Source organism: Halorussus ruber (assembly GCF_004765785.1).
Taxonomy (GTDB): domain Archaea; phylum Halobacteriota; class Halobacteria; order Halobacteriales; family Haladaptataceae; genus Halorussus; species Halorussus ruber.
On record NZ_ML219768.1, the window covers coordinates 184,608 to 208,564 of the forward strand.

The 23,957-nt window shown below is 63.8% G+C and carries 28 protein-coding genes; 16 read left to right on the forward strand and 12 right to left on the reverse strand.

Features of this window, described 5'->3' with window-relative positions:
• Positions 1-179: 179 nt before the first annotated feature.
• Positions 180-974, reverse strand: coding sequence for a nickel pincer cofactor biosynthesis protein LarB (gene larB / locus EPL01_RS00900; RefSeq protein WP_135823379.1), 795 nt, complete (start codon positions 972-974; stop codon positions 180-182).
• Positions 975-1,154: 180 nt separating this feature from the next.
• Here larB and EPL01_RS00905 point away from each other — a divergent pair, with 180 nt between their 5' ends.
• Both EPL01_RS00905 and EPL01_RS21335 read left to right on the forward strand, forming a co-directional pair.
• Complete coding sequence (locus tag EPL01_RS00905; protein WP_135823380.1) at positions 1,155-1,322, forward strand: DUF1931 family protein; 168 nt, start codon at positions 1,155-1,157, stop codon at positions 1,320-1,322.
• A 253-nt stretch (positions 1,323-1,575) separates the two neighbouring features.
• Positions 1,576-1,782, forward strand: a complete 207-nt coding sequence (locus EPL01_RS21335; protein ID WP_168215774.1) for a hypothetical protein — start codon at positions 1,576-1,578, stop codon at positions 1,780-1,782.
• Here the strand turns inward: EPL01_RS21335 and rpiA are convergent.
• The gene (gene rpiA, locus EPL01_RS00910; protein ID WP_135823381.1) at positions 1,769-2,455 is read right to left on the reverse strand and encodes a ribose-5-phosphate isomerase RpiA; all 687 of its coding nucleotides are present in this window, start codon (positions 2,453-2,455) and stop codon (positions 1,769-1,771) included. The two genes, EPL01_RS21335 and rpiA, sit on opposite strands and share 14 nt — an antisense overlap.
• Before the next feature lie 180 nt (positions 2,456-2,635).
• On the opposite strand from rpiA, the gene EPL01_RS00915 reads away from it, so the two are divergent.
• Together EPL01_RS00915 and EPL01_RS00920 are read left to right on the forward strand one after the other, a co-directional pair.
• The gene (locus EPL01_RS00915; protein ID WP_135823382.1) at positions 2,636-3,418 is read left to right on the forward strand and encodes an ABC transporter ATP-binding protein; all 783 of its coding nucleotides are present in this window, start codon (positions 2,636-2,638) and stop codon (positions 3,416-3,418) included.
• Complete coding sequence (locus EPL01_RS00920; protein ID WP_135823383.1) at positions 3,418-4,665, forward strand: ABC transporter permease; 1,248 nt, start codon at positions 3,418-3,420, stop codon at positions 4,663-4,665. Before EPL01_RS00915 ends, EPL01_RS00920 begins: the two co-directional genes overlap by 1 nt.
• A 6-nt stretch (positions 4,666-4,671) precedes the next feature.
• On the opposite strand, the gene EPL01_RS00925 is transcribed toward EPL01_RS00920, so the two are convergent.
• Together EPL01_RS00925 and EPL01_RS00930 are read right to left on the reverse strand one after the other, a co-directional pair.
• Positions 4,672-5,286 carry a class I SAM-dependent methyltransferase gene (locus EPL01_RS00925; protein WP_135823384.1) on the reverse strand — a complete coding sequence of 205 codons (615 nt, stop codon included), beginning with the start codon at positions 5,284-5,286 and terminating at the stop codon, positions 4,672-4,674.
• 110 nt (positions 5,287-5,396) lie between these two features.
• Positions 5,397-5,699 carry an amphi-Trp domain-containing protein gene (locus tag EPL01_RS00930; protein WP_135823385.1) on the reverse strand — a complete coding sequence of 101 codons (303 nt, stop codon included), beginning with the start codon at positions 5,697-5,699 and terminating at the stop codon, positions 5,397-5,399.
• 82 nt (positions 5,700-5,781) lie between these two features.
• On the opposite strand from EPL01_RS00930, the gene EPL01_RS00935 reads away from it, so the two are divergent.
• Together EPL01_RS00935 and EPL01_RS00940 are read left to right on the forward strand one after the other, a co-directional pair.
• Positions 5,782-6,090, forward strand: coding sequence for an ArsR/SmtB family transcription factor (locus tag EPL01_RS00935; protein WP_135823386.1), 309 nt, complete (start codon positions 5,782-5,784; stop codon positions 6,088-6,090).
• 266 nt (positions 6,091-6,356) lie between these two features.
• The gene (locus tag EPL01_RS00940) at positions 6,357-7,328 is read left to right on the forward strand and encodes a hypothetical protein (protein ID WP_168215775.1); all 972 of its coding nucleotides are present in this window, start codon (positions 6,357-6,359) and stop codon (positions 7,326-7,328) included.
• Between the two features lie 51 nt (positions 7,329-7,379).
• Here the strand turns inward: EPL01_RS00940 and EPL01_RS00945 are convergent, their stop codons facing one another.
• The 4 genes from EPL01_RS00945 to EPL01_RS22330 form a co-directional block, all read right to left on the reverse strand.
• Complete coding sequence (locus EPL01_RS00945; RefSeq protein WP_135823388.1) at positions 7,380-7,628, reverse strand: hypothetical protein; 249 nt, start codon at positions 7,626-7,628, stop codon at positions 7,380-7,382.
• Positions 7,629-7,996: 368 nt separating this feature from the next.
• The gene (locus EPL01_RS00950) at positions 7,997-9,130 is read right to left on the reverse strand and encodes an ORC1-type DNA replication protein (protein WP_135823389.1); all 1,134 of its coding nucleotides are present in this window, start codon (positions 9,128-9,130) and stop codon (positions 7,997-7,999) included.
• A 492-nt stretch (positions 9,131-9,622) separates the two neighbouring features.
• On the reverse strand, positions 9,623-11,617 hold the full coding sequence (locus EPL01_RS00955; protein WP_135823390.1) for a MutS-related protein: 1,995 nt from the start codon (positions 11,615-11,617) through the stop codon (positions 9,623-9,625).
• A gap of 57 nt (positions 11,618-11,674) precedes the next feature.
• Positions 11,675-11,809 carry a hypothetical protein gene (locus tag EPL01_RS22330; protein WP_281275320.1) on the reverse strand — a complete coding sequence of 45 codons (135 nt, stop codon included), beginning with the start codon at positions 11,807-11,809 and terminating at the stop codon, positions 11,675-11,677.
• 106 nt (positions 11,810-11,915) lie between these two features.
• On the opposite strand from EPL01_RS22330, the gene EPL01_RS00960 reads away from it, so the two are divergent.
• On the forward strand, positions 11,916-13,550 hold the full coding sequence (locus EPL01_RS00960; RefSeq protein ID WP_210424031.1) for a SagB/ThcOx family dehydrogenase: 1,635 nt from the start codon (positions 11,916-11,918) through the stop codon (positions 13,548-13,550).
• Between the two features lie 60 nt (positions 13,551-13,610).
• Here EPL01_RS00960 and EPL01_RS00965 read toward each other — a convergent pair whose 3' ends face one another.
• Positions 13,611-14,192: a hypothetical protein gene (locus EPL01_RS00965; protein WP_135823391.1), complete on the reverse strand. Its 582-nt coding sequence runs from the start codon at positions 14,190-14,192 to the stop codon at positions 13,611-13,613.
• A 593-nt stretch (positions 14,193-14,785) separates the two neighbouring features.
• Between EPL01_RS00965 and EPL01_RS00970 the strand changes: the two genes are divergently transcribed.
• Both EPL01_RS00970 and larE read left to right on the forward strand, forming a co-directional pair.
• On the forward strand, positions 14,786-15,121 hold the full coding sequence (locus EPL01_RS00970) for a winged helix-turn-helix domain-containing protein (RefSeq protein ID WP_135823392.1): 336 nt from the start codon (positions 14,786-14,788) through the stop codon (positions 15,119-15,121).
• 70 nt (positions 15,122-15,191) lie between these two features.
• Positions 15,192-16,097, forward strand: a complete 906-nt coding sequence (larE, locus tag EPL01_RS00975; protein ID WP_135823393.1) for an ATP-dependent sacrificial sulfur transferase LarE — start codon at positions 15,192-15,194, stop codon at positions 16,095-16,097.
• A gap of 240 nt (positions 16,098-16,337) precedes the next feature.
• Here larE and tatC read toward each other — a convergent pair whose 3' ends face one another.
• On the reverse strand, positions 16,338-17,171 hold the full coding sequence (gene tatC, locus EPL01_RS00980) for a twin-arginine translocase subunit TatC (RefSeq protein WP_135823394.1): 834 nt from the start codon (positions 17,169-17,171) through the stop codon (positions 16,338-16,340).
• A 93-nt stretch (positions 17,172-17,264) separates the two neighbouring features.
• On the opposite strand from tatC, the gene EPL01_RS00985 reads away from it, so the two are divergent.
• Positions 17,265-19,532, forward strand: coding sequence for a twin-arginine translocase subunit TatC (locus EPL01_RS00985; protein ID WP_135823395.1), 2,268 nt, complete (start codon positions 17,265-17,267; stop codon positions 19,530-19,532).
• Positions 19,533-19,593: 61 nt separating this feature from the next.
• Here EPL01_RS00985 and EPL01_RS00990 read toward each other — a convergent pair whose 3' ends face one another.
• Positions 19,594-19,815 carry a hypothetical protein gene (locus tag EPL01_RS00990; protein WP_135823396.1) on the reverse strand — a complete coding sequence of 74 codons (222 nt, stop codon included), beginning with the start codon at positions 19,813-19,815 and terminating at the stop codon, positions 19,594-19,596.
• 205 nt (positions 19,816-20,020) lie between these two features.
• Between EPL01_RS00990 and EPL01_RS00995 the strand changes: the two genes are divergently transcribed.
• The 6 genes from EPL01_RS00995 to EPL01_RS01020 all read left to right on the forward strand — a co-directional run bounded on the left by EPL01_RS00995 (position 20,021) and on the right by EPL01_RS01020 (position 23,159).
• Positions 20,021-20,194 carry a ribbon-helix-helix domain-containing protein gene (locus EPL01_RS00995; RefSeq protein ID WP_135823397.1) on the forward strand — a complete coding sequence of 58 codons (174 nt, stop codon included), beginning with the start codon at positions 20,021-20,023 and terminating at the stop codon, positions 20,192-20,194.
• Positions 20,195-20,203: 9 nt separating this feature from the next.
• Entirely contained in the window at positions 20,204-20,932 is a 729-nt protein-coding gene (locus EPL01_RS01000) for a queuosine precursor transporter (RefSeq protein WP_210424032.1), read from the forward strand.
• A gap of 61 nt (positions 20,933-20,993) precedes the next feature.
• Positions 20,994-21,812: a DUF7537 family lipoprotein gene (locus EPL01_RS01005; RefSeq protein WP_135823398.1), complete on the forward strand. Its 819-nt coding sequence runs from the start codon at positions 20,994-20,996 to the stop codon at positions 21,810-21,812.
• Between the two features lie 92 nt (positions 21,813-21,904).
• Positions 21,905-22,111 (forward strand): DUF8132 family protein, encoded by a 207-nt coding sequence (locus EPL01_RS01010; protein ID WP_135823399.1) that lies wholly within the window; start codon positions 21,905-21,907, stop codon positions 22,109-22,111.
• A 101-nt stretch (positions 22,112-22,212) separates the two neighbouring features.
• The gene (locus tag EPL01_RS01015; RefSeq protein ID WP_135823400.1) at positions 22,213-22,422 is read left to right on the forward strand and encodes a hypothetical protein; all 210 of its coding nucleotides are present in this window, start codon (positions 22,213-22,215) and stop codon (positions 22,420-22,422) included.
• A gap of 71 nt (positions 22,423-22,493) precedes the next feature.
• Positions 22,494-23,159: a Rossmann-fold NAD(P)-binding domain-containing protein gene (locus EPL01_RS01020; RefSeq protein ID WP_135823401.1), complete on the forward strand. Its 666-nt coding sequence runs from the start codon at positions 22,494-22,496 to the stop codon at positions 23,157-23,159.
• Between the two features lie 2 nt (positions 23,160-23,161).
• Here EPL01_RS01020 and EPL01_RS01025 read toward each other — a convergent pair whose 3' ends face one another.
• Positions 23,162-23,926, reverse strand: coding sequence for a 23S rRNA (uridine(2552)-2'-O)-methyltransferase (locus EPL01_RS01025; protein ID WP_135823402.1), 765 nt, complete (start codon positions 23,924-23,926; stop codon positions 23,162-23,164).
• Positions 23,927-23,957 lie beyond the last annotated feature (31 nt).

The following is a 23,957-nucleotide window of genomic DNA, read 5'->3' on the forward strand; positions in this document are numbered from 1 at the left end:
TCGCTGCCAGCAACCAAATCTTTGTCCCGAGACACCAAAAACCCTTCCCATACCCAAACCTCTTTTTCGGAAACGCAAACAACGTTTTCGTGAATTGTGTTCCACCGAGTCGGACGTAACAGAGATACGCCGATTGTAACAGCCCGTTGTATCGGGGTAAGACGACGTGTCGGTCCGGGCTACTCCGGCGCGGTGTTTTCACCCTCGTCGTCCGCATCCCCACCATCGACCGCTCTGGCGACGAGTCCGGCCTGTGCGCCCGCGACGAACCCGGCATCGATGTTCACGACGGAGATGACCGAGCAGGACTGGAGCATCCCGGCGAGTGCGGCCTCGCCCTCGCCGCCGTAGCCGTACCCCGTCGAGACCGGGAGACCGATGACGGGTGTATCGACGAGTCCGGCGACCACGGTCGGGAGCGCGCCCTCCCGGCCCGCGGCGACGACCAGCACGTCGGCCGCGCGCAGGCGGTCGAGTTGGTCCACGATGCGGGTGAGCGCGGCGACGCCCACGTCCTCGATGCGCTCGACGCTCGCGCCCATCTCCTCGGCGAGGACCGCGGCCTCGCCCGCGGGAATCGCGTCGCTCGTGCCCCCGGTGACGACTGTCACGGTCGCGTCGAGGTCCGGGCGTTCGAACTCCGGCGCGTGGGCGACGACGACGCCCGAGCGACTGTGGACCGTCACCTCGGCGTCGGGGTGGTCGTCGGCGAGGAGTTGCCGGATGGCCCGGCGCTGGTCGCCGTCGGTCCGCGTCACGATTGCGCGCCCGGTGGTCTCGACCGCCGTCTCGGCGAGCGAAGCGGTCTCCTCGGGCGTCTTGCCATCGCCCAGAATCGCCTCGGGGACTCCTCTGCGGGTCTCTCGCGCCGCGTCGAACCGCCCGGCCTCGTCGGTTGCGTAGCCCGAGAGCCGGGCCTCTGCCTCGGCGGGACTCACCTCACCGGCGGCGACCGCGTCGAGTAATTCGCGCATATCCGACTCTGGGCGCTCTAGGTACTCCTACCCTCCGACCTGCCGAAGCGAGGGCACACAACTCGCTAGTATTTATAGGTTTCGGCCCCTGTGACAGATGACCGGGAAATCAGCTACATGGGCCTGTTAGCCCGAAAATTTGAGAAGCTTTATTAGGGGTGGCAGGAAAGAAAAGGGCGTATGGCAGACCTCATCGTCAAAGCCGCTGTCAAGGACGCACTGGACGACAAGAACGTGGCGTCGGACTTCTACGACGCCCTCGACGAGCGCGTCGACGAACTCCTCGACGAGGCTGCCCGCCGCGCCGAGGCCAACGACCGAAAGACGGTCCAGCCCCGCGACCTGTAAATCGGGAGCCTAACCACGTTTCTTTTATCGGCGTTAACGGTATAGAGCTATGCTTGTCGTTGTTTGAGCAATAATTATGATTGTTAGAGTAGTGTATATGTGGGTCTGAAACCGTTATCTATTCGCTTCAATCCGGTCTGACTGCAACCTCTAACCGGAGAATCGTGGCTATGAACACTTTTTGAAGCCCCCGCCCGCTCGCGGTCGCTCTGCGGGATATTTCCGCGCTCTCCGCACCGCCCGCGCGGAAATAGTGGCCCGCAGAGACGACCACGGGCCTGACGGCCCGCGACCGGGCGGCCCCTTCATCCCGCCCGAATCGGTTGATTCGCCGAGTGCGCGCCCCGCCGGTTGGTCCACCGCGCGCTTTCCGGTGGTCTGTCTCACCGAGTGGACGCCGTGGCCCATCGCACCGAGCGCGTCCGCGGCGGCCGCCGCGGGCGCGTTCAGAACGTCTTGACGTTTACGCCGTCCTCGCGGCCGACGTGGATTTCGTCGGCCATCCCGACGAACAGGCCGTGTTCGACCGCGCCGGGGATTTCCGCGAGTTCGGCCGCGAGTTCGGCCGGGTTGGGGATGGTGCCGAAATCGCAGTCGAGCAGGAGATTCCCGTTGTCGGTCACGACCGGGCCGTCCTTGCGCTCGGCCGAGCGGAGCGAGGAGGACCCCCCGAGCGCGCGGATTCTACCCGCCGCGGTGGTTCTGGCGTCGGGCAGGACCTCGACCGGGACCGAGTGGTCGAGTTGCGCGGCGGCCTTGCTCGGGTCGGCGACCACCAGCAGGCGGTCGGCCGCGGCGTCCACGATTTTCTCGCGGGCGTGGGCACCGCCGCCGCCCTTCACGAGGTGCGGGCCGGAGAACTGGTCGGCCCCGTCGATGGCGAGGTGGACCTGCTGGACTTGGTCGAGGTCCGCGAGCGGCACGCTGACCTTCTTGGCGAGTTCCCGAGACTGGAAAGACGTCGGGACGCCTCGGATGTCGAGGCCGCTGTCTACCTTCCGGCCGAGCGCCCGAATCGCGTGGGCCGCGGTCGAACCCGTGCCGAGTCCGACGACCATGCCGTCTTCGACCGCCTCGGCTGCGCTCTCGCCCGCCGCGCGCTTCTCCTCGTCGCTTCCGCCGGTCGTCTTCATGCCCGGAGTTGCGGCGTCCCCGCTAAAAAGTGTGACCGAACGCCGAAGCGGACGACGAGGCGAATCCAGACGCCACGGGGCGACGAGGCGACCGAGCCGAGACGGGACGCCGACAACGGGACGTTTCCCGGCGGAACGGGCGCTAGTGTTTTAGCCGTTCCTCACGAAGTATGCGAGACGATGGCTGCCAGCGACTCGGACGCCGAGTCCGACGTGGAGACCGGGCAGGGGGACGCGAAGGGGGACCACGAAGGGGCAGCGGTATCGCTCCGCGACGTGCGCAAGACCTACTACCTCGGCGAACCCGTCCACGCGCTCGACGGCGTCGACGTCACGATTCCGCGGGGGTCCTACACCGCCGTGATGGGACCGAGCGGGTCGGGCAAGAGTACCCTACTCAATCTCATCGGGTGTCTCGACACGCCGACCGAGGGCGAGGTCTGGGTCAACGAGCGCGAGGTGTCGGCGATTTCCCAGCGCGAGCGCACCAAGGTTCGGGGCCAAGAGGTCGGCTTCGTCTTCCAGACGTTCAACCTCATGCCGAAACTCACCGCCGCCGAGAACGTCGCGCTCCCGCTCGTCTTCCAAGGAATCGACAAGAGCGAGCGCATCGACCGCGCGAACGAACTGCTGGAGGACGTGGGACTCGCCGACCGGGGCGACCACCGACCCAACGAACTCTCGGGCGGCCAGCGCCAGCGCGTCGCCATCGCCCGGGCGCTCTCGGCCAGTCCGGCGATTATCCTCGCCGACGAGCCGACCGGTAATCTGGACCAGGAGACCGGCAAGCAGATTATGGGTCTCTTCCAGCGACTCCACGACGAGGGCAACACGATTCTGATGGTGACCCACGAGCGACCCATCGCCGAACACGCCCAGCGCGTGATTCACGTCCTCGACGGGACCATCGAGAGAGTCGAAGAGATAGAATCGCCGCGCCGCGTCGAGACGGACCTGCCCTGATGGAGTTCGCAGAGAGCCTGCGGCTCAGTTGGCGAGCCATCCGGAGTCACAAGCTACGCTCGATACTGACCACGCTCGGCGTCGTCATCGGCGTCGCCGCGGTCATCACCTTCGTCACGCTCGGGACCAGCCTCCGGGCCGACGTGCTGGGGCAGGTCGGGGCCGACCGAACGCCGAACGTCTACGTCTGGGCCAGTCCCGCGGGACAGGAAGGCGGCGGGCCGGGTGCGGGCGCACAGCCAGTCTTCACGGCCAGTGACGTCGACGCGATTCGGAACCTCTCCGGCGTCGAGTCGGTCGTCGCGCGGGGGGTGGTACCCACCGCGGCGGTCTCGGCGGGCGGCCAGACCGTCGCCCAGCGACAGGTCATCGCCACCTCGCCGAGCTACTTCGATTCCGGCGGGTTCGCCGAGGGCCGGGCGTTCAGAGAGGGGTCACGCGAAGTCGTGCTGAACGAGCAGGCCGCCGGGCTGTTCAGCCCCAGCGTCGAGGTCGGCGACAACGTCACGCTCAGGTTAGCCACCGGGAACTCGGTCGAGGCCGAAGTCGTCGGCCTCCTCAACGGCTCCTCGGGCGGCGGCGCTTTCGAGGGACTGGGCCAATCTCAACCCCTCGTCTTCGTGCCGACCGACCCCTTCTACCGGACCACGCTCGAAGTGCCCGGAAGCGGCGAGAGCCAGCGCGTCTACCCCACGCTGACGGTCGTCGCCGAGGACTTCGCGGCGGTCCCCGAGACCAAGGCCAGCGTGCAGGCGTACCTCGAAAACGAGTCCGACGCGGCCAAGCTCGTGCCCGGCAACTACGAGTTCTCGGCCGAGACGGACCAGGACCTCGTGGACCAAATCAAGGAACTGCTCAACACCCTCACGAACTTCGTGACCGGCATCGCGGTCATCTCGCTGGTCGTCGGCTCCATCGGCATCGCCAACATCATGCTCGTGTCGGTCACCGAGCGCACCAAGGAAATCGGCATCATGAAAGCCGTCGGCGCGCAGAACCGCGACGTCCTCCAGTTGTTCCTGCTGGAGGCGGCCATGCTCGGACTGTTCGGCTCGGTGCTGGGCACGCCGGTCGGGGTGCTCGGGGCCTACGCCGCCGCACAGTACATCGGGCTGAGTCTGGTCCTGCCCTACGAGTGGTTCGCCATCGCGGTCGCAGTGGGTATCCTCGTGGGGATTCTCGCGGGGCTGTATCCGGCGTGGAACGCCGCGAAGACCGACCCCATCGACGCGCTGAGATACGAGTAATCCGATTCAGACACTCTCGACCACGGCGAGGAGGCCCGGCACGGAAGCCTCGCGCGTCTCGAACGCCACGTCTCGCATCTCGCGGACCGACCACTCCTCGCCCGCGAACGCCCCGGTCACGTCGGCTCGACTGAAGGGATTCGGTCCCCAGTCTTCGGGTGCGCCTTCGCGGAAGCCGACGAGCCAGACCTGTCCGCCCGAGGAGACCACGCCCGCGAGTTCGTCTGCGTACTCCTCGCGCTGGTCCGTCTCGAAGGCGTGGAAGAGGCCGCTGTCCAGCACCGTGTCGAACGGGCCGAAGTCGTCGGGCAAGTCGAGCGCGTCTGCGACCCGGAAGGTCGCGTCGAGACCTCGGTCGGCGGCCGTCTCTCTGGCGCGCTCGACGGCTCGCTCCGAGAGGTCCGAACCGACGGCCGGGTGCCCGCGTTCGGCGGCCCAGCAGGCGTGGGTGCCGGTGCCGCATCCGATGTCGAGGACGCGACCCGAGAGGTCCTCCTCGTCGGCGAGATTCACGAACGCTGGCTGCGGCTCGCCGGTATCCCACGGCACAGAGTCGTCGCTGTCGTACACTTCGTCCCACCACTCCGCGGGGTCGTCCTCGGCGTCGGTGTCTTCGGACATGGAATGCGGACTTGTCACGTTTCCGTATAAATAGTTTCGCGTCTCCGAGCAGTTCGGCGCGCTCCCGGCAGCTGGGCGCGTTCTCGGCGGCGACCGGACGGGCGGACGACTCACTCCACGCTCAGTTCGTCGCCGCCTCGCGGTTCGGTGAACTCGACTTCGACTTCCAGTTCGGCCTCGCGCCCGCCGGAGAACTCCACTTCGACCTCGACCGGTTCGCGGTACTCGAAGGGAATCTCCCACTCCTGCGAGGAGAGCGTGAGGGTCGTGTCGTTCTCGATTTGGTCCGCCAGTTCTCGCAGAAACGAGGCGGTCGCCTCCCGCGAGAGGTGGATTTCGCGCTCGAAGAAGCCGTCGGTCACGGTAGTTCGTTGCTGGTCGCTGTCGTCCGGCAGGTTGACCCGGTCCCCCATGCCCGGGATTTCGACTCGCGGACTCTAATAACGCCCGGCCTGCCCAGTCGCTTTTGGAGTGTGAAACCGTACCAGAGATACCGTGTCGCTCATCGACCTCCTCGGAAGCAAATCGCGGATCGAAATCGTTCGGGAACTCTCGCGCGAACCCCGGTACGTCTCCGAACTCGCCGAATCGGTCGGCGTGGACGGCAAGTCGGCGGTACACCACCTCTCGAAGATGGAGGACGCGGGGCTGGTCGGCCACTACGAGCGAGGCAATCGGAAGTACTACTACCTCGCCAAGACCGTCGAGTTGCGGGCCGCACCGCCGCCGGAGCGGACGTTCGTCCTCCGGACCGGCGAGCGGCGCGACGACCCGACCGAAATCGAATCCGCGCCCGAGGAGTGAAAAGCGGCGAGTGAACCATCGAGACATCCGTCGAGCGGCGTAGCTCTCGCCGACGTGACCACTCACGGCGTCCCTAACGACAGTCTCCCGACCGTAACAGCCACTTATCGACTGCACGCAACGGTCAGCCGAACAGCGCGCTCGTCGGCGTCTCGCTCCGTATTTTGGCCGTTATAGACAGAGAAAACAGGGCTTAATTCGATGAACGGTTCAAACGGTATCTCCTATTTATCGCAGTTACTGGATTAGCTCCCCGCGTGAGAGACATGAAACGGCGTCAGTTTGGCGCGATGCTCGCAACCGCAACGGTCTCGCTCGGCGGACTCGGGAGCGCTACGGCCGGAGCATCCGCGGAGTCGGCAGAACCGCTGGAGCTACAAGACGTGTCGGTGGAACTCGGCAGCGTGACCGCGTCGATTTCCCGAGCCGCCTTCGAGTACCAAGAGAGCGCGATGGAGTTGCAGTTGGAAGGCTGGTCGATGGAGGGCGACGGTCGCTCGCTGGCGATAGACGAGACGAGCGTGACCGTCGAAGACGTGGACGAGGAGACCTACGCGGCCGTGCGCTCGGCGCTGGTCGAGACCTACACCGAGCGCTCGGTCTCGTCCCTGCTGACCGTGATTTCGGACGGGACCGTCCCCGAAGGCTCGCCGGTCGAGGTGTCCGCCGGACCGATAGAGAAGGACGGCCAGACCGTGGCCGACCACGTGACCGCCACCGGAACCGCCGGTGAGGTCGTTCCCGAAGGCACGGAGTCGCTGGCCGAGGAGGGTCTGTCGCTCGGCGGCGTCACCGGTCTCGGCTCCTCGACGTGGAGCCAACTGACCGTCGAGCGAGGCGACTCGCAACTCGCGCTCGAAGACGTGGTGATGGAGCGCGACGGCACGTCGCTCGTCGTCTCCGCGTCTGAAGGGGAGGCAGCACTCCCGGACCGGACGCTCGACTTGTCGGAAGTCGAGATGAATACCATGCCGCCGGAGACGATTCCCGAGGAACACGTCGCGTTCGCCTCGGAACTCCGCCAGTTGGCGTCGGAGGGGTCGGTGAGTCTCTCCGACGTCGAGTCGGCCGCGGCCGAATCCGGCGTGACGGTCTCGAACACGGCGGACGCGGCCGAGAACGCCCAGTTCGTCCTCTCGGTCGGCGAGGCGTCGGAGGGCGGCGAGACGCTGGTCTCGGACTTCCAGACCAGCGGGACGCTCGCGGAACTCATGCAGGTTCTCCAGACGCGACTGTAAATCGGCACTCGAACTCGCGTTTTTTCTTCGTTCGACGTACTCCTCGGAGGATTACGGATTCCCCTGTAGCCAGTCGAGACAGTCCTGCGTGAAACCGAGAAAGTAGTTCTGATGAAACTCTGCGACGTACTGAAGCGGTCTGGCCATCCGCTCGGCACGCCCGTACTGGACGAAACTTCGTGGATGGTTGACTGCCCCGTTCTCGAACTTCATTTGGTCGAACGTCACTTCCCAGAACTCGAATCCCTTCGTCGCATCGACGGGTTGGAAGTCGAGAGAGCGATAATCGCCGTGTTGCATGCTGTGACGGAGTCCACGGAGGAATGCGAGTTTTTCCACGTACTCACAAGGCGGCGACTCGCCACGATGCGATTTGCTGTCGGTCCGCCAGTCTCCGTTCCGAGCAACGTCTCGACTTGGTTCACGGCAATTGTGATTGCCGGTGCTATCGAGATGAAATTTGTGGAAAGTAGTCACGATAGTCAATCGTCCGCTGAGTCAATATCTGCGAAGTACGCGGCAGCTTCGTCCCCAGATTCGACTATTTCTACGGCGACACCTGCGGCCTCGGCGAGTTCTTCGGCAGATCTAACTTCGGGCATCCTTGCTTCGAAAGGTATCGGTTGTGACACCTAAAACTTCGGGTCGCGCTCACGACCGAGGGAAGGCTAACTGTCTTCCAACCGATTCAGCACGGCCTCGGGGTCGTAGCGCAGGGAGAGTTGGCGCGAGCGGCCGCGGCCCTCCACGTTGGTGTAGGTCGCGTCGATGATGTCGAGTTGGTCGAGTTTGTTGATAATCTCCGAGTAGCGCGTGTAGCCCAGACCGGTCTGGTCGTGGAAGGCGTCGTAGACGTCGCCAGCGCGCTCGCCGTCGTTCTCGGCGATGACCTCCAACAACTCGATTTCGCTGTCCGAAAGGGCTTGGAGGCTGTGGCTGAGGTGGACGTACTTGGACTTCTCGTAGGCCTGTTCTACGTCTTCGAGATTGACCGTCCGGCTGGCGCGCATCTCGGCGTTGAGGCCCGCGCGCCGCAGTAAGTCGATGCCGACCCGCAGGTCGCCGCTCTCGGCGGTGAGTTCGGCCACCCTGTCGAGGACGTCCGTCGAGATGACGCCCTCGTGGAAGCCCCTATCGACGCGTTCCTGAAGGATGTCCGCGATTTCCTCGCGGTCGTACACCGGGAAGTAGACCTCCTCGGGGCGGAAGACGCTCTGGACGCGCCCGTCCAAGTCCTCGATGACGTCGAGGTTCAGGTCCGAGGAGACGACGATGACGCCGATTTTCGCGCCCGAGTGGGCCTCGTGCGCCCTGAGGAGCGAGTAGAGCGTGTCGGAGGCCTCGCCCTCGTAGAAGAGGTAGTTCACGTCGTCGAGCGCGACGACCAGCACCTCGTCCTCCTCGACCAGTTTCTCGGTAATCTGGCGGAAGAGCTTCTTGAACGAGATTCCCGACGAGGGAGGTTCGTACTCGAAGATGCCCTCGAAGACGCGCGAGAACACCGAGTAGCGGGTCGAATCGACCTGACAGTTGACCCGGACGGTCCGCACGTCGGTCTGAGCACCCAACTCGCCGAACACCTTCTGGACGGCGGTGGTCTTGCCGGTGCCGGGCGGACCGCGGGCGATGACGTTCAGGGGCCGGGAACCACGAGCGGCGGGGCGGAGCGCGTATTTGAGGCTCCGCATCTCGCTTTCGCGGTGGGCGAACGTCTCGGGGACGTAGTCGATTTCGAATACGTGTTCGTCCCGGAACACGGACTCGTCCCACGAGAGCATCCCCTCCTCGGGGTCGTCTGCCATCACTTTCACCTCGCTGTCCCAGCTACTTAACCTTTCGGCAGGCAAAAATATTAAAGCGAAGAGAGGTCCAGCGTGGCGTTTCAGCGACCGGGAGCGGGTTGGAAGCGACTTGCGGGGATTGGGGTCAATCGGCTGACATCTGCGGTTGACTGGTGGGTTCTGACTTGCTAGTTTGATTCCGATTGACCTTGTGACCGGCGCGCGGGGATGCGCGCAGAACTGCGCGCATCCCTCGTGCGAGGGACGAGTGAGCGACTGAAAGGAGCGAACGAGGAGGTTGGGGAGGGTGTGGCCTGTGGTTGCGGTACGGTGCTGTGCGGTAACGCCTAGGCTTCGGGAGTAGCTAGCTTCCTCGTTCTCCCGACAGCACCCCACCACGAGACGACTGCAACAATTCAAGCCAGAACTAACGTCTTTCAGTTCCGTCAATAGAGCAATAAATACCTATATTTAGAGATTGTTCTTATATACTAGGAACAACAAAATATTTCTCTAGAACTTCTCTAGCAGTCTGTCGTAGAACTGGCCGTTCGAATCCCCCGCCAGTTTCTCGACGATCAACTCCGGCGTCGAGCGCGCGAGGTGGTTCTTCACGGGCGAGCGATTGACGACCAACTCGCCGTCCTCCAGTCCCTTGGCCTCGATGCCGTCCACCGGCACGTCGTAGTCGGCCATCTCACGAATCTCCGCGGCGAGGTGCGAGACGAACACGCCGGTCACGTCCCGACCGCGCAACTCCTCTAAGATTCCGGCGATAATCTTGGCGCTCGCGCCGGGTTCGGTGATGCTCTCTAACTCGTCCACGAGGACCAACCTGTCCGCCCTCCCCTCGGTCAGCCCCGCGAACTCTCGGAGCGTGGACTCGAAGGCCCCGGCGTCCAGCGTCCCCTGCGTCTTGGCGTGGTAGTGGAGTTCGCCGAAGCGTTCGATGCGGACCTCCTCGGCGGGCACCGGCAGGCCCATGTGGGCCAGAATCGTGACCAGCGCGACCAAATCCAGCGTCGAGGTCTTCCCGCCGCTGTTGACCCCAGAGAGGAGCGCCACGCCCGAGACGTCGTAATCGACCGGTTCGACCGCCTCGAACTCCACGTCCAGCAGGGGCGAGCGTCCGCCCTCGATTTCGAATCCAGATTCCGACAGCTCCGCAGACTCCGCCCCGACGAACTCGGGCATCACGCAGTCGAAGTCCCGAGCGAAGCGCGAGACCGCCAGCTCCACGTCCAACTCCAGCGCGGTCCGGACCAGCTCCTCGGCGTCGCCGCGGCGGTCCGCGAGGTCCGCGGCGAGTTCGCGCTTCCGACTGGCGGCCCGGCGGTCCTTGGCGGCCTGCAAGTCCTCTCGCAACCGGGAGACGACCTCCTCGTCGCGCTCGACAGGGAAACTCGGCTCCTCGGGGAAGGCCCGCCGAGCCACCTCGGCCTCGCCGGGAGACAGGTCCAGCGAGTCGATTAGCTCCTCGCGGGCCTGTCCGACCGCGGCGGCGTACTCGTCGCTCAACTCCCGCGACAGAAGCGAATCGACGCCAGCGCCCTGTTCGACCAGCGAGAGGAGGTCCGACCCCTCGACGGTCACGTCCTGCTCCTCGATGGCGTCCCGAAGCGCGTCGTTGGCGACGCTCTCGGCGGTCGAGACCGCCGCGTCCAAGTCGTCGATGGCCCGCGAGAGCCGGTCCAACTCGTCGTCGCCGACGACAGTCCCATCCGAGTCAACCCGGTCGAGCGCCGCCTCCAGCGCGTCGATGTCCAGCGGCGGGTCGATGCCCGCGGCGCGGTGGACCCGCGCGGCGGCCTGCAAGCACTCGCGGTTCGCGGCGTAGAACGCCAGCACGCGCTCGGGGACGATTTCGGCGGGGCGCTCCAGCGCGTCCGGTTCGACCCGCACGTCGCCCTCGACGGTCACGCCAGCGAACTCCTCGTCCAGCGCGACCACCGTCGAGTAGCCCCGCGCGAGGTCCGCCAAGTCGCGGGCGTCCTCGACCACTTCGACGGTCAACTCGGGAATCGTCTGCTGGGCCTCGCTGTAGCGCTCGGCGTCGGCGGTCGCCAGACACCGGTCGCGGACCGTCACGTCCCGCGGCGCGGAGAGCGGTTCCACGTCTTCGAGCGCGTCCAGTACCTCCGTGTCGGGAGCGCGCTCCAGCGCCCCCGCGGCGAACTCCCGTACCTCCTCGATGCGGGACTGGACGCCGCTGGGATAGAGCGTTTCGAGTCGCTTCTCGCCGTAGCTCGTGACCGTCCGGTCTTTCAGCAGGCCGAGCGCGTCCCGGTAAATCTCCTTCGCGCGGTCGGTCGCCAGAAAGCCGCCGGGGTCGCCGTGGCGCTCCCGGATGGCTCCGCGCGCGATGGCCGCCGCCCGGCCCTCGGTGATGCCCGGCGCGCTGGCGATTTCCGCCACGTCGCCCGTCTTCAGCGCGCGCTCCGGGTCGTCCAGCTCCGAGAGCGCCGACGCCGTCTTCGACCCGACGCCCGGTATCGCCTCCAACTCCATTCGGGCAGGAGTACCGACCGCTGGCTTAAAAACGTTCGTGGGCTGGTACGTGCCAGCTCACGCCTTCTTGGTCAAGTTCCCGGGTTCCTTGTCGGGGTAGGGAAGCACGGCTTCCCGAATCGTGGGGTCTGTACCCATCTCTAGCAGGGAGCGCCGGGTCCATTCGGTTTCGTCCGCGCTGTCGTCTTCCACACGAAGTAGAGAAGACCGCACCCGTATAAAATTCCGCCAAGCCATCTCCGTATTTAAGCTGTGAGTCAGCGACGAGCTTTTCACAGGAATCGTGGTAACTGATTGCATGACTGACCGCGTGACGGCTCGCGAGTATCACGAGCGAACGAAGCACTCGCCCGAGAAGTTCCGGCGCTCGGACTTCTCGCTCGACTTCTCGAACAAGCCCACGCCGTACAAGACCTACCGCGACCTGCCTCGCGTCGAACTCGCGCGCCGAGTCCGGCCAGCACAAATCCCTGCGCTCGCCGCCATCGCCACCCGAAATAGCGCTTTCGACCGCACTTCCGACCTCGATTTCGACGCCCTGACGCAACTGTGCTACTACTCGGCGGGCGTCACGAAGGAACTCCAGCGAGGAGACCGCACCGTCCGCTTCCGGGCCGCCGCCTGCACCGGGGCACTCTACCACATCGACCTCTATCTCGTTACGGGGGATTGCGTTGCGCCGACGGCGCAACGAGACGGAGGCGGTGGAACCGCCGACGCCGAACTCGACGCTGGCGTCTACCACTTCGACCCCCGGACGCTCTCGCTCGACGTAATTCGAGAGGGCGACTTTCGGGGCGTCCTCGCGGACGCGACAGGGAAAAAATCGCGGGTCACCGACGCCCCCGTCACGTTCGTCGCCACCTCGACGTGGTGGCGCAACGCCTGGAAGTACCGCGAGCGAACGTATCGCCACGCCTTCTGGGATTCGGGCACGGTGCTGGCGAACCTGCTGGGAGTCGCCCACGCCCTCGACCTCCCGGCGAGCGTGGTCGCCGGATTCGCCGACCAGCAGGTCGCGGACCTCCTCGGCGTGGACCCCGAGCGCGAGGCACCCCTCGAACTCGTTCCGGTGGGGGCAGGAGACAGAGGAGTTGGCGGTGCTGGCGGTGACTCGGATGATTCGTCCCCTCCCGTGCCCGAGGTGGACCCCATCAATCCCGCGACCGAACCCCTCTCGCCCGACGAGAAGCGGTACGACCTGATTCCGGCGGCCTACCGCGGGTCGGCACTCGAAGACGGGCAGGCGGCCCGCGAGTGGCGCGAGCGTTCTGCCTCGGAATCGGGCGCAGGGCCAGAATCCGGCGTCGCCACCCGGCCTGCCGGAGAGGACGACCGCGTCCTCCTCGACCCGGTAGACGACGCCAGCGCCGCCAAGACGCCGCTCTACTGGGCGGTTCAGCGCCGCGGCTCCTGTCGGGAGTACGAGCGCGACGCGCTCAACTTCCGGAAGGTCTCGACCGTGCTGGACCGGGCCGTCAGGGGATTCCCGGCCGACTTCCGGAATCCGGACGGTCCGGCGCTCCAGTTCAACGACTGCTATCTCGCGGTCCACGACGTGTCGGGCGTTCCCTCCGGCGCGTACCACTTCCATCCCGAGGACGGCGAACTCGAACTGCTCCGCGAGGGCGAGTTCCGGAGCGAAGTCGGCCACCTCGCGCTCGACCAGCGACTCGCCGCCGACGCGGGCCTCTGCGCCTTCTTCCTGACCGATTTGGACGCCGTGACGAATCGCCTCGGCGACCGGGGGTACCGCGCGGCCCAACTGGAGGCATCGCTGACGGCGGGCCGGTTGTATCTGGGAGCCTACGCCCACCAAAATCTCGGCGCGACCGGACTGACCTTCTACGACGACCTGGTGACCGAGTTCTTCGAACCGCGCGCCGAGGAGCAGACGCCGACTTTCCTCTGGACGCTCGGTCGTCCCGCATAAAAAGAAGCGAGAGGTGTCACCCTCGGTCTACCGCAACCTGTCGCGGAGCGACCTGTGTCCTCACAGGCAACAGCCGTCCTGCTCCCACGAGCTACAGTCGGTCCCGTCGGTGTACTCACAGCAGTGGCGCTTGAGATAGACGGCCTCGTTGCTCTGGTCGGAACAGGCGTAGTTCGTGCAGTCGTACTCGTAGTAGCAGTGGTCTTCGGTACTCACATCGTCGTCGCCCGCCGCCGAGCGGAGCGTGAACGGCGACTCGTCGCCCGTCGGTTTGACGGACGCACCGCTTTCGGAGTGGTCGGGGAGAACTTCGACCGTGACCTCGTGGGCCGCCGTCTCCTTCGTCGCCACGATTTTCGCGCCGTCGTCGCTCACCGAGAGCGTGGCGTCCGAGAGGTCGAACGCGGCCGCCGACGCGCTCTGGATGACTCCTCGGTCGGCGAGTTCGGACAGGACGGGCGTCGCGTGAGCGTCGAAGGCCTCCTCGACGGCGTCGGCCGCCCCGAACTGGGCGCGCAGTTCGGCGGCGCGAGTGTCGGAGACGCTCGCGCTGGCGACGCCGGACGCGCCGAACGCGAGGCCGGTCGCGCCGATGCTCTTCAGCAGTCGTCGTCGGGTCGTATCGGTCTGGTCTGGTGCCATACCAGATATATGTTAACGATTTACAGTATTAAATCTAGTTAGCTAGCTGAAAGAAAAGATTTGCACCATTACCCGGTGAGACAATTATATCATTTGTAGATATTTAATTTTGTTCTTAGACATAGAATTAGTTGTTTCTGGCAGTGGGATATTCGATAGCAACTCAGGAGAACTTAATCGCGGAGACCCCACGGAAGTTCCCCGCCGTGGCCTTTGATATACTCCTTCGCATCCTCAATACTGGTTAGTCTCACGTTGTCCCGACTTCCCCCGTAGCCTTCGAGCGGTGCTTCAGGGTCACGAATCATATCTCGGATGAGGTCCTCCGCACGACCTTGGTCACTTGTAGCACACCAGTTCTTCACCGTCTCTACCTGTTTCTTATGTCCGCCGACAACTCGATTACGTGCGAGCTTCCGAACAAGTTTAATTCTCAACATCTAATCGCTACTCATTATTATCTATTGGCGACTTTGTAGAGCATTGGGTTATATCTGTTGGTTAATAGCAACAGCTACGCGGTAAATATGTGGTGGGTGTGATGTAAGTACCCCACAAGTATTAAGTAAGTACCGTGCATCCACCTAAGTAGAATGAGTACCCCGAAAAAGAAAGATAAGACTCAGCAAGCGGCCGGGGAAGATACGGTCCTGACTGATGTTCTTGGACCGCATGCTAAAGTCAAAATTATTACAGTATTAATCGGAGAGAGCGACCGCGACCTCAACCCCACCGATATCTCTCGACTCGCTGGCATCGACCGAAGCACCTTCTACGAACACATCGACGACCTCGTTGCCTACGGCGTGGTCGAGGAGACCCGGACCGTCGGCAACAGCCAGATGTACCAAATCAACCGCGACAACCCCGCCGCCGAGGACTTGGCTCAGTTGGAGTGGGACCTGCTGGACTACATTCCCGAGGAGTAACCCGACTTTTGTTCACGGTTCGTCGCCGCGTTCAACGCACTTTTCTCCCGCAGACGCAAAGTCCCGAGACATGGCTACCGTAGCGGAGAAAGCGCAGGCGGTTCGAGACGACCTCGCGGAGCGCGAGGGCGTGCTGGTCGCCTTCTCGGGCGGGGTGGATTCGAGCGTCGTGGCGGCGCTGGCACACGACGCGCTCGGCGACGACGCCGTGGCGTGTACCGCCAAGAGCGAGACCCTGCCGGAGGCCGAACTGGACGACGCCAAGCGAGTCGCCGAGGAAATCGGGATTCGCCACGAAATCGTCTCGTTCTCGGAGTTGGACGACCCCGACTTCGTGGCCAACGACGACGACCGGTGTTATCACTGCCGGACGATGCGCCTCGGCAAGATGTTCGAGGCCGCCGAGGAGTTGGGGATTCCGGTGGTCTGCGACGGCACGAACGCCAGCGACGCCGACAGCGGCCACCGGCCCGGCATGCAGGCAGTCGAGGAGTTAGACGCCTACTCCCCGCTGCTTTCCCACGGCATCGACAAGGACGAGGTCCGGGAAATCGCCGACGAGCGGGGCCTCTCGGTCGCCGACAAGCCCTCGATGGCGTGTCTCTCCTCGCGGATTCCCACCGGTCTCGAAGTCACCGAGCAGAAGCTCTCGCGCGTCGAGCAGGCCGAGACTTTGCTCCGCCAGTGGGGGTTCTCGCAGTTCCGCGTGCGTGACCACGACGGCCTCGCTCGCATCGAAGTCGCAGAGGAGGAACTGGAGACCGCGCTGAACTCCGACTTCGTCGAGGCCGCCCGCGACCACATGACCGACGCGGGCTTCGACCACGTGACGCTCGACCTCCACGGCTATCAGACCGGAAGCGTCAGTCCCGAGGGAAGCGACGACGAGAGCGAATCGGGGTCTGAAACGGAGGACTCGGCGGACGAACCGCTCGTGGAGGATGTCTTTTCTTCGGAGTATCCGACTGCGGAGTAGCGACTCGGAGGACTGGGATTTTCGCGTCGCTCGCCAGTCGGGTCTGAGAAATGGCATGGGCGTTCGCACCCAGGGTGGCAGTTTGCTGGCACGCGAACTGCGATTTGTAGCTGCTGGCACGCGAGCTATAGTTGGCAGGCGCGAACGCTACCAACTTGTTTGGAGTCCGGGCCCTTAGTTATACGCCGATTACGCGACGAGAAACGAGTCGTTGGCGCGGCCGAAACGGAAGCGCGGCGGTCAGTTACCGGTCCACTTCAGGAGCGCCAGCGTCCCCTCGAAGAGGGTAATCATCGTCAGCGTGACGAGGATGGGAGCCATCCCGGTCGGGTCCGGCGTGAACAGGAAGGAGATGCCGAGGAAGGCACCCCAGAACAGCAGGCGACGGTCGGCCAGCCAGCGCCGCGTGGTCAGCCCCATCATGATGGCGAGCATGATGAACAGCGGAATCTGGAACACGACCGCCAGATAGCCCATCAGCATCAGGATGAGGTTGAACGTCTTGGTGAGACCGAACGCGAGCGCGGCGGCGTCCTCGGTGTAGGTGATGAAGTAGGTGAACACCGCGGGGAGGACGAGGAAGTACGCGAAGCTCACGCCGACGAACGCCAGCACGAGGCTGGTCGGCACCGCCGAGAGGTAGTAGCGTCGCTCGTGGGGATACAGCCCGGGGCGCATGAACAGGTACGTCTCGTAGACGAAGACCGGAAGCGCGATGATGACGCCCGCGAGGCTGGCGACCTTGAGTCTGGTCAGCACCAGCGCGAGCGGGTGGTACAACCGCGGTCGGGCCTGCTCGCCCAACTGCTCGAAGGGCATGATGTTGTACCAGAGGAAGTTGATGACTTGCTCGGAGAACGGGAGCGCAATCGCGGTGACGACGCCCGCGATGGCGATGACGATTCCCAGCCGTTTTACCATCTCCTCGATGTGGTCGGCCAGCGGCATCTCCTCGTCTTCAATCGGCTCGTCCGGCGTCGCGGCCGGGTTGTTCAGCGTTTCCGTCTCTCGCGGACCGCCGGGCTCGTCGGCTGGCGAGAGATTGCTGGCCGTCGCCTCCGATTCGTCAGCCATTCAGTCGCTCTAAGCAGTCCTGTCATTATAGGCTTTCTTCTCTTGGAAGGACGAGAAGATTGATAACTAAGACACGGCTACCCTTCCCAAAGAATGTCCGGGACTGGAAGTAGTATCGTCGACGAGGACACCGCACAAGCCGTCAACAGCGGCCGTGAGACCATCGGAGCGATGCTCTCGACCGCTCAGACGCACTTGCAGAAGGTCTTCATCGTCTTCCTCGTCGGCTTCGTCGCTTCTTTCTACGCGCTGCGCTCGGCCGGGTGGCCGTTCCTCAAAGCGGTCACGAAGGCACAGATGCCGCCGTCGCTGGCCGAGGCCGTGACGGTCGTCGCGGTGACGCCGTTCGACGTGATTCTCTTGCAGGCGAAAATCGGGGCCATCGCGGGCGGTATCGTCGCGCTCCCCGTCTTGCTCTACTACTCGCGCGACTCGCTCCGCGAGCGGTCGTGGTACCCCGGTGCGCCCATCGCTCGCTGGAAAATCGCGCTGCTCGTCCTGCTGGCCATCGGCCTGTTCTTCGGCGGCATGGTCTACGGCTACGGCGTGTTCTTCCCGCTGATGTTCAAGTTCCTCGCCGAGAACGCCATCACCGCGGGCTTCGAAACGCGCTACTCAATCGTCAAGTGGACCGAGTTCATCGCCTTCCTCTCGCTGTCGTTCGGCCTCGCCGCGGAACTCCCGCTGGTGATGAGCGGTCTGGGTTACACCGGTATCGTCCCCTACGAGACCTTCCGCGACAAGTGGCGCTACGCCATCATGGGCATCTTCGTGTTCGGCGCGGTCGCGTCGCCCCCGGACCCCTTCACCCAAATCATGTGGGCGACCCCGCTCATCCTGCTCTACGCCTTCAGCCTCTATCTCACGAAAATCGTCGTGACCATCAAGCGCGGGAGCGAGCAGTTGAGCTTCGCTGGCGTCGTCCGCGACAACGCGATACGCATTCTTGGCGCGCCCGTGCTGGCCTTCCTGGTCGTTCGTATGTTCTTCACGCGCGCAGGAGTCGAGGCGGTCAACGCCGAACTCCCCGCGAAGTACGCGCTCCCGGCGGTCGATGCGGTCTTCGGCCTGCCGCGCCAGCAGTCGGTCCTGCTGGCCTCGGGTATCGTCGCGCTCGTCGCGTTCGTGATTGCGTTCCTCTACTACCTCACCCAGGAACTCAACGAGGTCCAGACCGCGGTGCAGGCCGCCGCGCCGACCGCGGGCGACCCGGCAGACATCGACCTCGAAAACCTCGACGCTGGCGCGGTCCGCGCGGCCCCGCCCGAGGTCTTCGTGGAGATGACCGAGGACGAGGCGGTCGGCTACGCCGGGCAGGCGATGGAGGAGGACGACCCCGAGAAGGCCCAAGCCATCCTCGACCGGTTCGACGAACTCCACCCGGACGACGAGGAGGAAGACGCCGCCGAGGCCGCCGCGGGTGCCGCCGCCGAAGAGGCCGCGGAGGGCGGAGAAACGGAGGAAGAGGACCTCAACGAGGCGACCTATCCCCGCGAGCCCGACAGGCCCGAGTCGGCGGGCGACCTGATGGAGAGTACGGCCGCGGGCATGGCCGACGCCTTCACCGAGGACGAGACCACCGAGGACGACATCGGCGGGTGGATTTACGACATCCGGTTCATCTTCGAGAGCCTCACGTCCAAGATGTTCCGCATCGTGGGCGTGTTCATGGCGGTCCTCGCTGGGGTGTTCATGTTCCTCTACCGGGGCGGCATCGGTCTCATCCGCGAGGACTTCCTCTCGCGGCTTCCCGCCGAGGTCCGGCCCGAGACGGGGACGGGCGAGGAGTTCCTGAACATCGTCACCCTCCACCCCGTCGAGGCGCTCGTCTTCGAGGTCAAGATTGCGACCCTGCTCGGAGCCGTCGCAGTCGTCCCGCTGGTGACCTACTACGCGTGGCCCGCGCTGAAGGAGCGCGGCCTCGCCTCCGGCGACCGCAACGTCTTCGGCCTCTGGGCCGGGACCATCGCGGTCGGCCTCCTCGCCGGGAGCGCGCTCGGCTACATGGTCGTCGCGCCGAGCGTCATCTCGTGGCTGGTCGCCGACGCGGTCCGCGCCGAGATGATAATCTCCTACCGGGTCAGCAACTTCTTCTGGCTGGTGTTCTTCACCACGGCCGGAATCGGACTGCTGGCCGACGTGCCCCTGACGATGTGGCTGTTCGAGCGCGGCGGCATCGCCTCGTTCGACGCGATGAAAGACCGCTGGCGCGAGGTCACCATCGCCGTCTTCGCGGCGGCGGGACTGCTCACGCCCGACAGCCTCTACACGATGTTCCTCATCGCCATCCCGATTTCCATCTCGTATCTCATCGGGTTGGGCGGACTGTGGGTCATCACCCTCGGCGGGCGGCGGTCGTAGACGTTCGGTCGCGGGTTCGGCTGTTTTTCGAGCTTTGAAATTTTTCGAGTGCTGAAGTGCATCACCGATTGTCTCTTCTCCCGACGGCGCGCGAGAAACGCGCGAGGTCTTCGGCTTCGCCGAAGGCTCGGAGGACGCGGTTTGTCCTCCGGTGGACGAGCATCGCAGGAAGGAGCGTAGCGACGACCGAGAAGCGCAGGAGGTTGGGGAGGTGTGAGGCTGTCGCGGGGCGGTTGCGGTTCTCATAGGCTTCGGCAGTAGCTAGCTTCTCGCCGGTTGCCACGCTTGTCTCGCGCGACCGAACGAATCCCGATTTGAGCGGCAGACGGATTCCACGTCGTCTTCGCCCGCGAAGCTAAGCACAACTACACAATTCTTTCAAAAATATATACAATTTCTAAACACATATATTGTTGTCCTAAATACAACCCAACCACTTTCCGTCGAAATCTCGAACACTTTAACACACCGAGCGATAATACTCCAGTATGACCAAGATAAGCGTCGAAGTGCCCGACGAACTCCTCGATGACCTCGATTCCCACGTCGGCGAGGAGGGCAAGTTCGTCAACCGGAGCGAGGCCATCCGGGCCTCGGTGCGGAAGATGCTGGACGTGCTGGACGAAATCGACGAGCGCCACGGCCGACTCGAAGACGACTGAGAGGACACGATGACCGACCACTACCGCGACACCCAACCCCTTCCCACCGGTCGCATCGCGCTGGTCGCGCTGTTCGTCACCGCGCTGGTGACCGCCCAGCTCACGGCGTCGAAGCTCCTCGGGTTCTCGATTCCGTTCTCGCTCCCGTTCACCGAGAGCCTGCTGGTGATGCCCGGCGCGGCGCTGGCCTACGCGCTAACGTTCTTCGCGTCGGACTGCTACTCGGAACTCTACGGTCCCGACGAGGCCCACAAAGTGGTCAACGTCGGCTTCGCCATGAACTTCGTCCTGCTGGCGCTGGTGTACTCGACCATCTTCGCGCCCGCCGCGCCGTTCAGCCCCGTCGACCCCGCGACGTTCGAGAGCGTCCTCGGCGCGAGCCTCAACATCGTGGTGGCGAGCCTGCTGGCGTACCTCGTGAGCCAGCACTGGGACGTTCGCGTCTTCCACGCCATCCGCGAGGCGACCGACGGCGACCACCTCTGGATTCGCAACGTGGGTTCGACCGCGACCAGCCAACTGCTCGACACGCTCGTCTTCGTCTCCGTCGGGTTCGCAATCGTGCCCGCGCTCCGCGGCGGCGACGTCCAGACCGTCCAACAGCTTCTGGGCCTCGCGCTCGGCCAGTACCTGCTCAAACTCGCCATCGCGCTGGCGGACACCCCCTTCGTCTACGCCGTGGTCGGCTACCTCCGGTCGAGAGGAGTCGCCGCGCCCGCGGCGCGGACCGCCGACTGACGAGATTCTGACGCTAATCGACACCGCCACTCCTTTCACTCTGCCCTCGAACCATCGACCGATGCGACGCAGAGCCCTCCAGTTGGTAGCAGTCTGTTGTCTCGTAGCGCTCGCGGGGTGTTCCGGCGCGCTCACGGGCGGCGGAAACACGACGAACCCGACCAGCGCCGCGAACGCGACGAACGCCACCGACGCCGGAAGCGGCCCGACCCTCGACGACGTGTCGAACCCGCCGGGCGTCTCCGCGAACGGAACCGACCTCGCCGAACTGTCGAGCGCCCACGCCGCGGCGCTGAACGGGAGCAGTTTCACGCTCGCGTTCGACGTGTCCCAGAACAGTTCGGCGTCGAACCGCTCGATGGGCGCGACCGCCGCGGTCGGTCCCGACCGCCGGAACGTCCACGTCACCGTCTCTGGCGCGAACCAGTCGATGGAGACCTACGCGACCGCCGAGAAGCGCTACCTCCGCGTCGCCACCGGCGACCGGGTGGACTACCGAGCGGCCAACCGCACGAACGACAAGCCGAAGCTCCTCTCCTCGACGTACACCGGGACGACGTATCTCGACCGGTTCGCCGGACAGGTCAGCGCGAACTTCACGCCGACTGGCGTTCGGCAGGTCGATGGCGAGACGCTGGTCGTCCTCCGCGCCAACGGAAGCGACGTGTCGGCACCCGGCGAGACCAACGTCACCGACTACAACGCGACCATCCTCGTGGACGAGCAGGGCGTCGTACACCGATTCGAGGCCTCGGCCCGGACCGAGCGCGGCGACAAGTGGGTCCGAAACGCGGCCACGATGACGATTTCGGACGTGAACGAGACCACGGTCGGCGAACCCGCGTGGCTCGACGAGGCCCGGAATCAGACGAATAGCTGACCAGTCCATACCCGAGCCGAAATTTAGCTTCTTTCGACATTTCCGTTCGGCCGAAAACGTTTCTTAGGTGCAGTAGAGTGAGCCACACGGATATGCGAAAATTACTCGGTGGGTTCACCGCCCTGTTCGGTCTCGCGGTAACGCTGTTCGGCGGGTGGATGCTGGTCCGGGGACCGTTCTTCGGCGGCCCGGCGCTCGAAGCGGTCCCGATGGTCGCGGCCCTGACCGCGTTTCTGGTCGGCGTCGTCATCTTCTTCCGCGGACTGGTTCGGTGGGCGGGCGTCGGAGCGCGGATTTAAACGGGCGTTCGAGCCCAGCTTAAAGCAGGGAGAGAACCGTTCGCACGCCGAATTTCTGACCGCCCACCCGGCTTTTCCGCCTCCGCCCCGATTGGCTCGACATGGGCAGCGACGGTCTCATCGAACTCGACGAGTCGTGCTGGTCGGCGCTGGCGAAGTACAACCTCGTGCTGGCGACGGTGTTCGCGGCGCTACTGCTGATGGTCCGGCAACTCGACCCGGCGCAGGCACAGTTGTTTCTGCTGATAGAGAACGGGATACTCGCGCTCGTGTTCGGCGGGATTCAGACCTACTGCTGGATTTCGAGGTAGAAGTACTGTTACCAACATCTCTTGAGAAGAAATCAAATATAGTATTAAGTATGAAGGGATAGTATTAATTAATGGCTGAGCTAAGAGAAGATAAAAAACGTAAAATACTGGATTTTTTGGAGGAAAATGCAGAGGCGAACGAAAGTCTAGTAGCGTTAGAAGTAGATCAAGTAATTGAGGAATTTGCAGACGAGACGTTTGACGAGGAAACTATTGAAGACCTAGTAGATGAACTAGAGGAAGATGATTTGATTAAACAAAAGACAGCAAAACTGGATATCGTCTACCCAAGTGGTTATAAAGAATCTATCGAAGAAGAGTTCGACCACCTCTTTGATTCTTCCCCGATTTTTGCTAGTTATTTTATCGGAACAGCCATTTCTCTGTTTATGTTTGACAGTTCTGGACCAGCATTCCAATATATCTTCGGTGATGCAGTTGGCAACCCAACAACTATCGCTATTCGAGGAATTCTCTTTGGAGTCCTTGGAGCCTACGGGATTGGAAGGGTCATCATCCGAGGCTACAACGTTGCTCAGGAAAATCTTAAAATCTTACAGGACCAGAAGCAGCTAATAGTCCCGATAGTTACAATTGGTTCGATTGCCGGTGCAATTGCAGTCGCATTTACAACATACACATCTCAACCATTAACAACAAGTCATCTAATCCAGATAATCTCAATTAGCGTTGCCGGGGGTGTTGCAATTAGTAAATTCCTAACTGACGACGGGTAACATTACTTTTCTACGACTTCACCGAACCCGAATCGCGGCTTGACCTCGGTAATCTCGACTTCGACCACGTCACCCTCGTCGCCGCCGGGGACGAAGACGGTGTAGTTGTCGACTTTCGCCACGCCGTCGCCCTCCGAGCCTTCGTCTACGATTTCGACCTCGACCACGTCGCCCTCCTCGACCGGCGCGGTCATCCGACCCTTGGCGATTAGATAGACCTCCGAGGAGGACTCCCGGGAGGCGTCGGGGCTGAGCGTTCGGACGTACTGGAACTCCTCGTCCATCTCCTCGCGCAGGTCGTCCAAGTCCCGGCCCTCGAAGACCTTCACCGCGAAGTCGCCGCCGGTGTCCAGCACGTCGAGGGCAGTCTCGAACGCCTGCCGGGCGAGGTGGACAGACCGGGCGTGGTCCACGCTGTACTCGCCGGTCATGTTCGGGGCCATGTCCGAGAGGACCACGTCCACCGCGTCGCCCGCAATCGCCCGGACCTCGTCCTTGGTGGACTCCTCGGTCATGTCGCCCCGGACGGTCTCGACGCCGTCGATGTCCTTGATTCGCTGGAGGTCCACGCCGACGACGGTACCCGTCTCGCCGACCTCCTCGGCGGCGACCTGTAGCCACCCGCCGGGCGCGGCCCCGAGGTCCACGACGGTCTTGCCCTCGTGGAGCAGGTTCTCGGCTCGGTCGAGTTGCTTGAGTTTGTAGGCGGCCCGAGAGCGGTAGCCCTCCTGCTTAGACTTGTTGTAGTAGTGGTCTTTGTGACTCATTTGATTGTGAGAAGGTAGTTCGGCGAGGGGT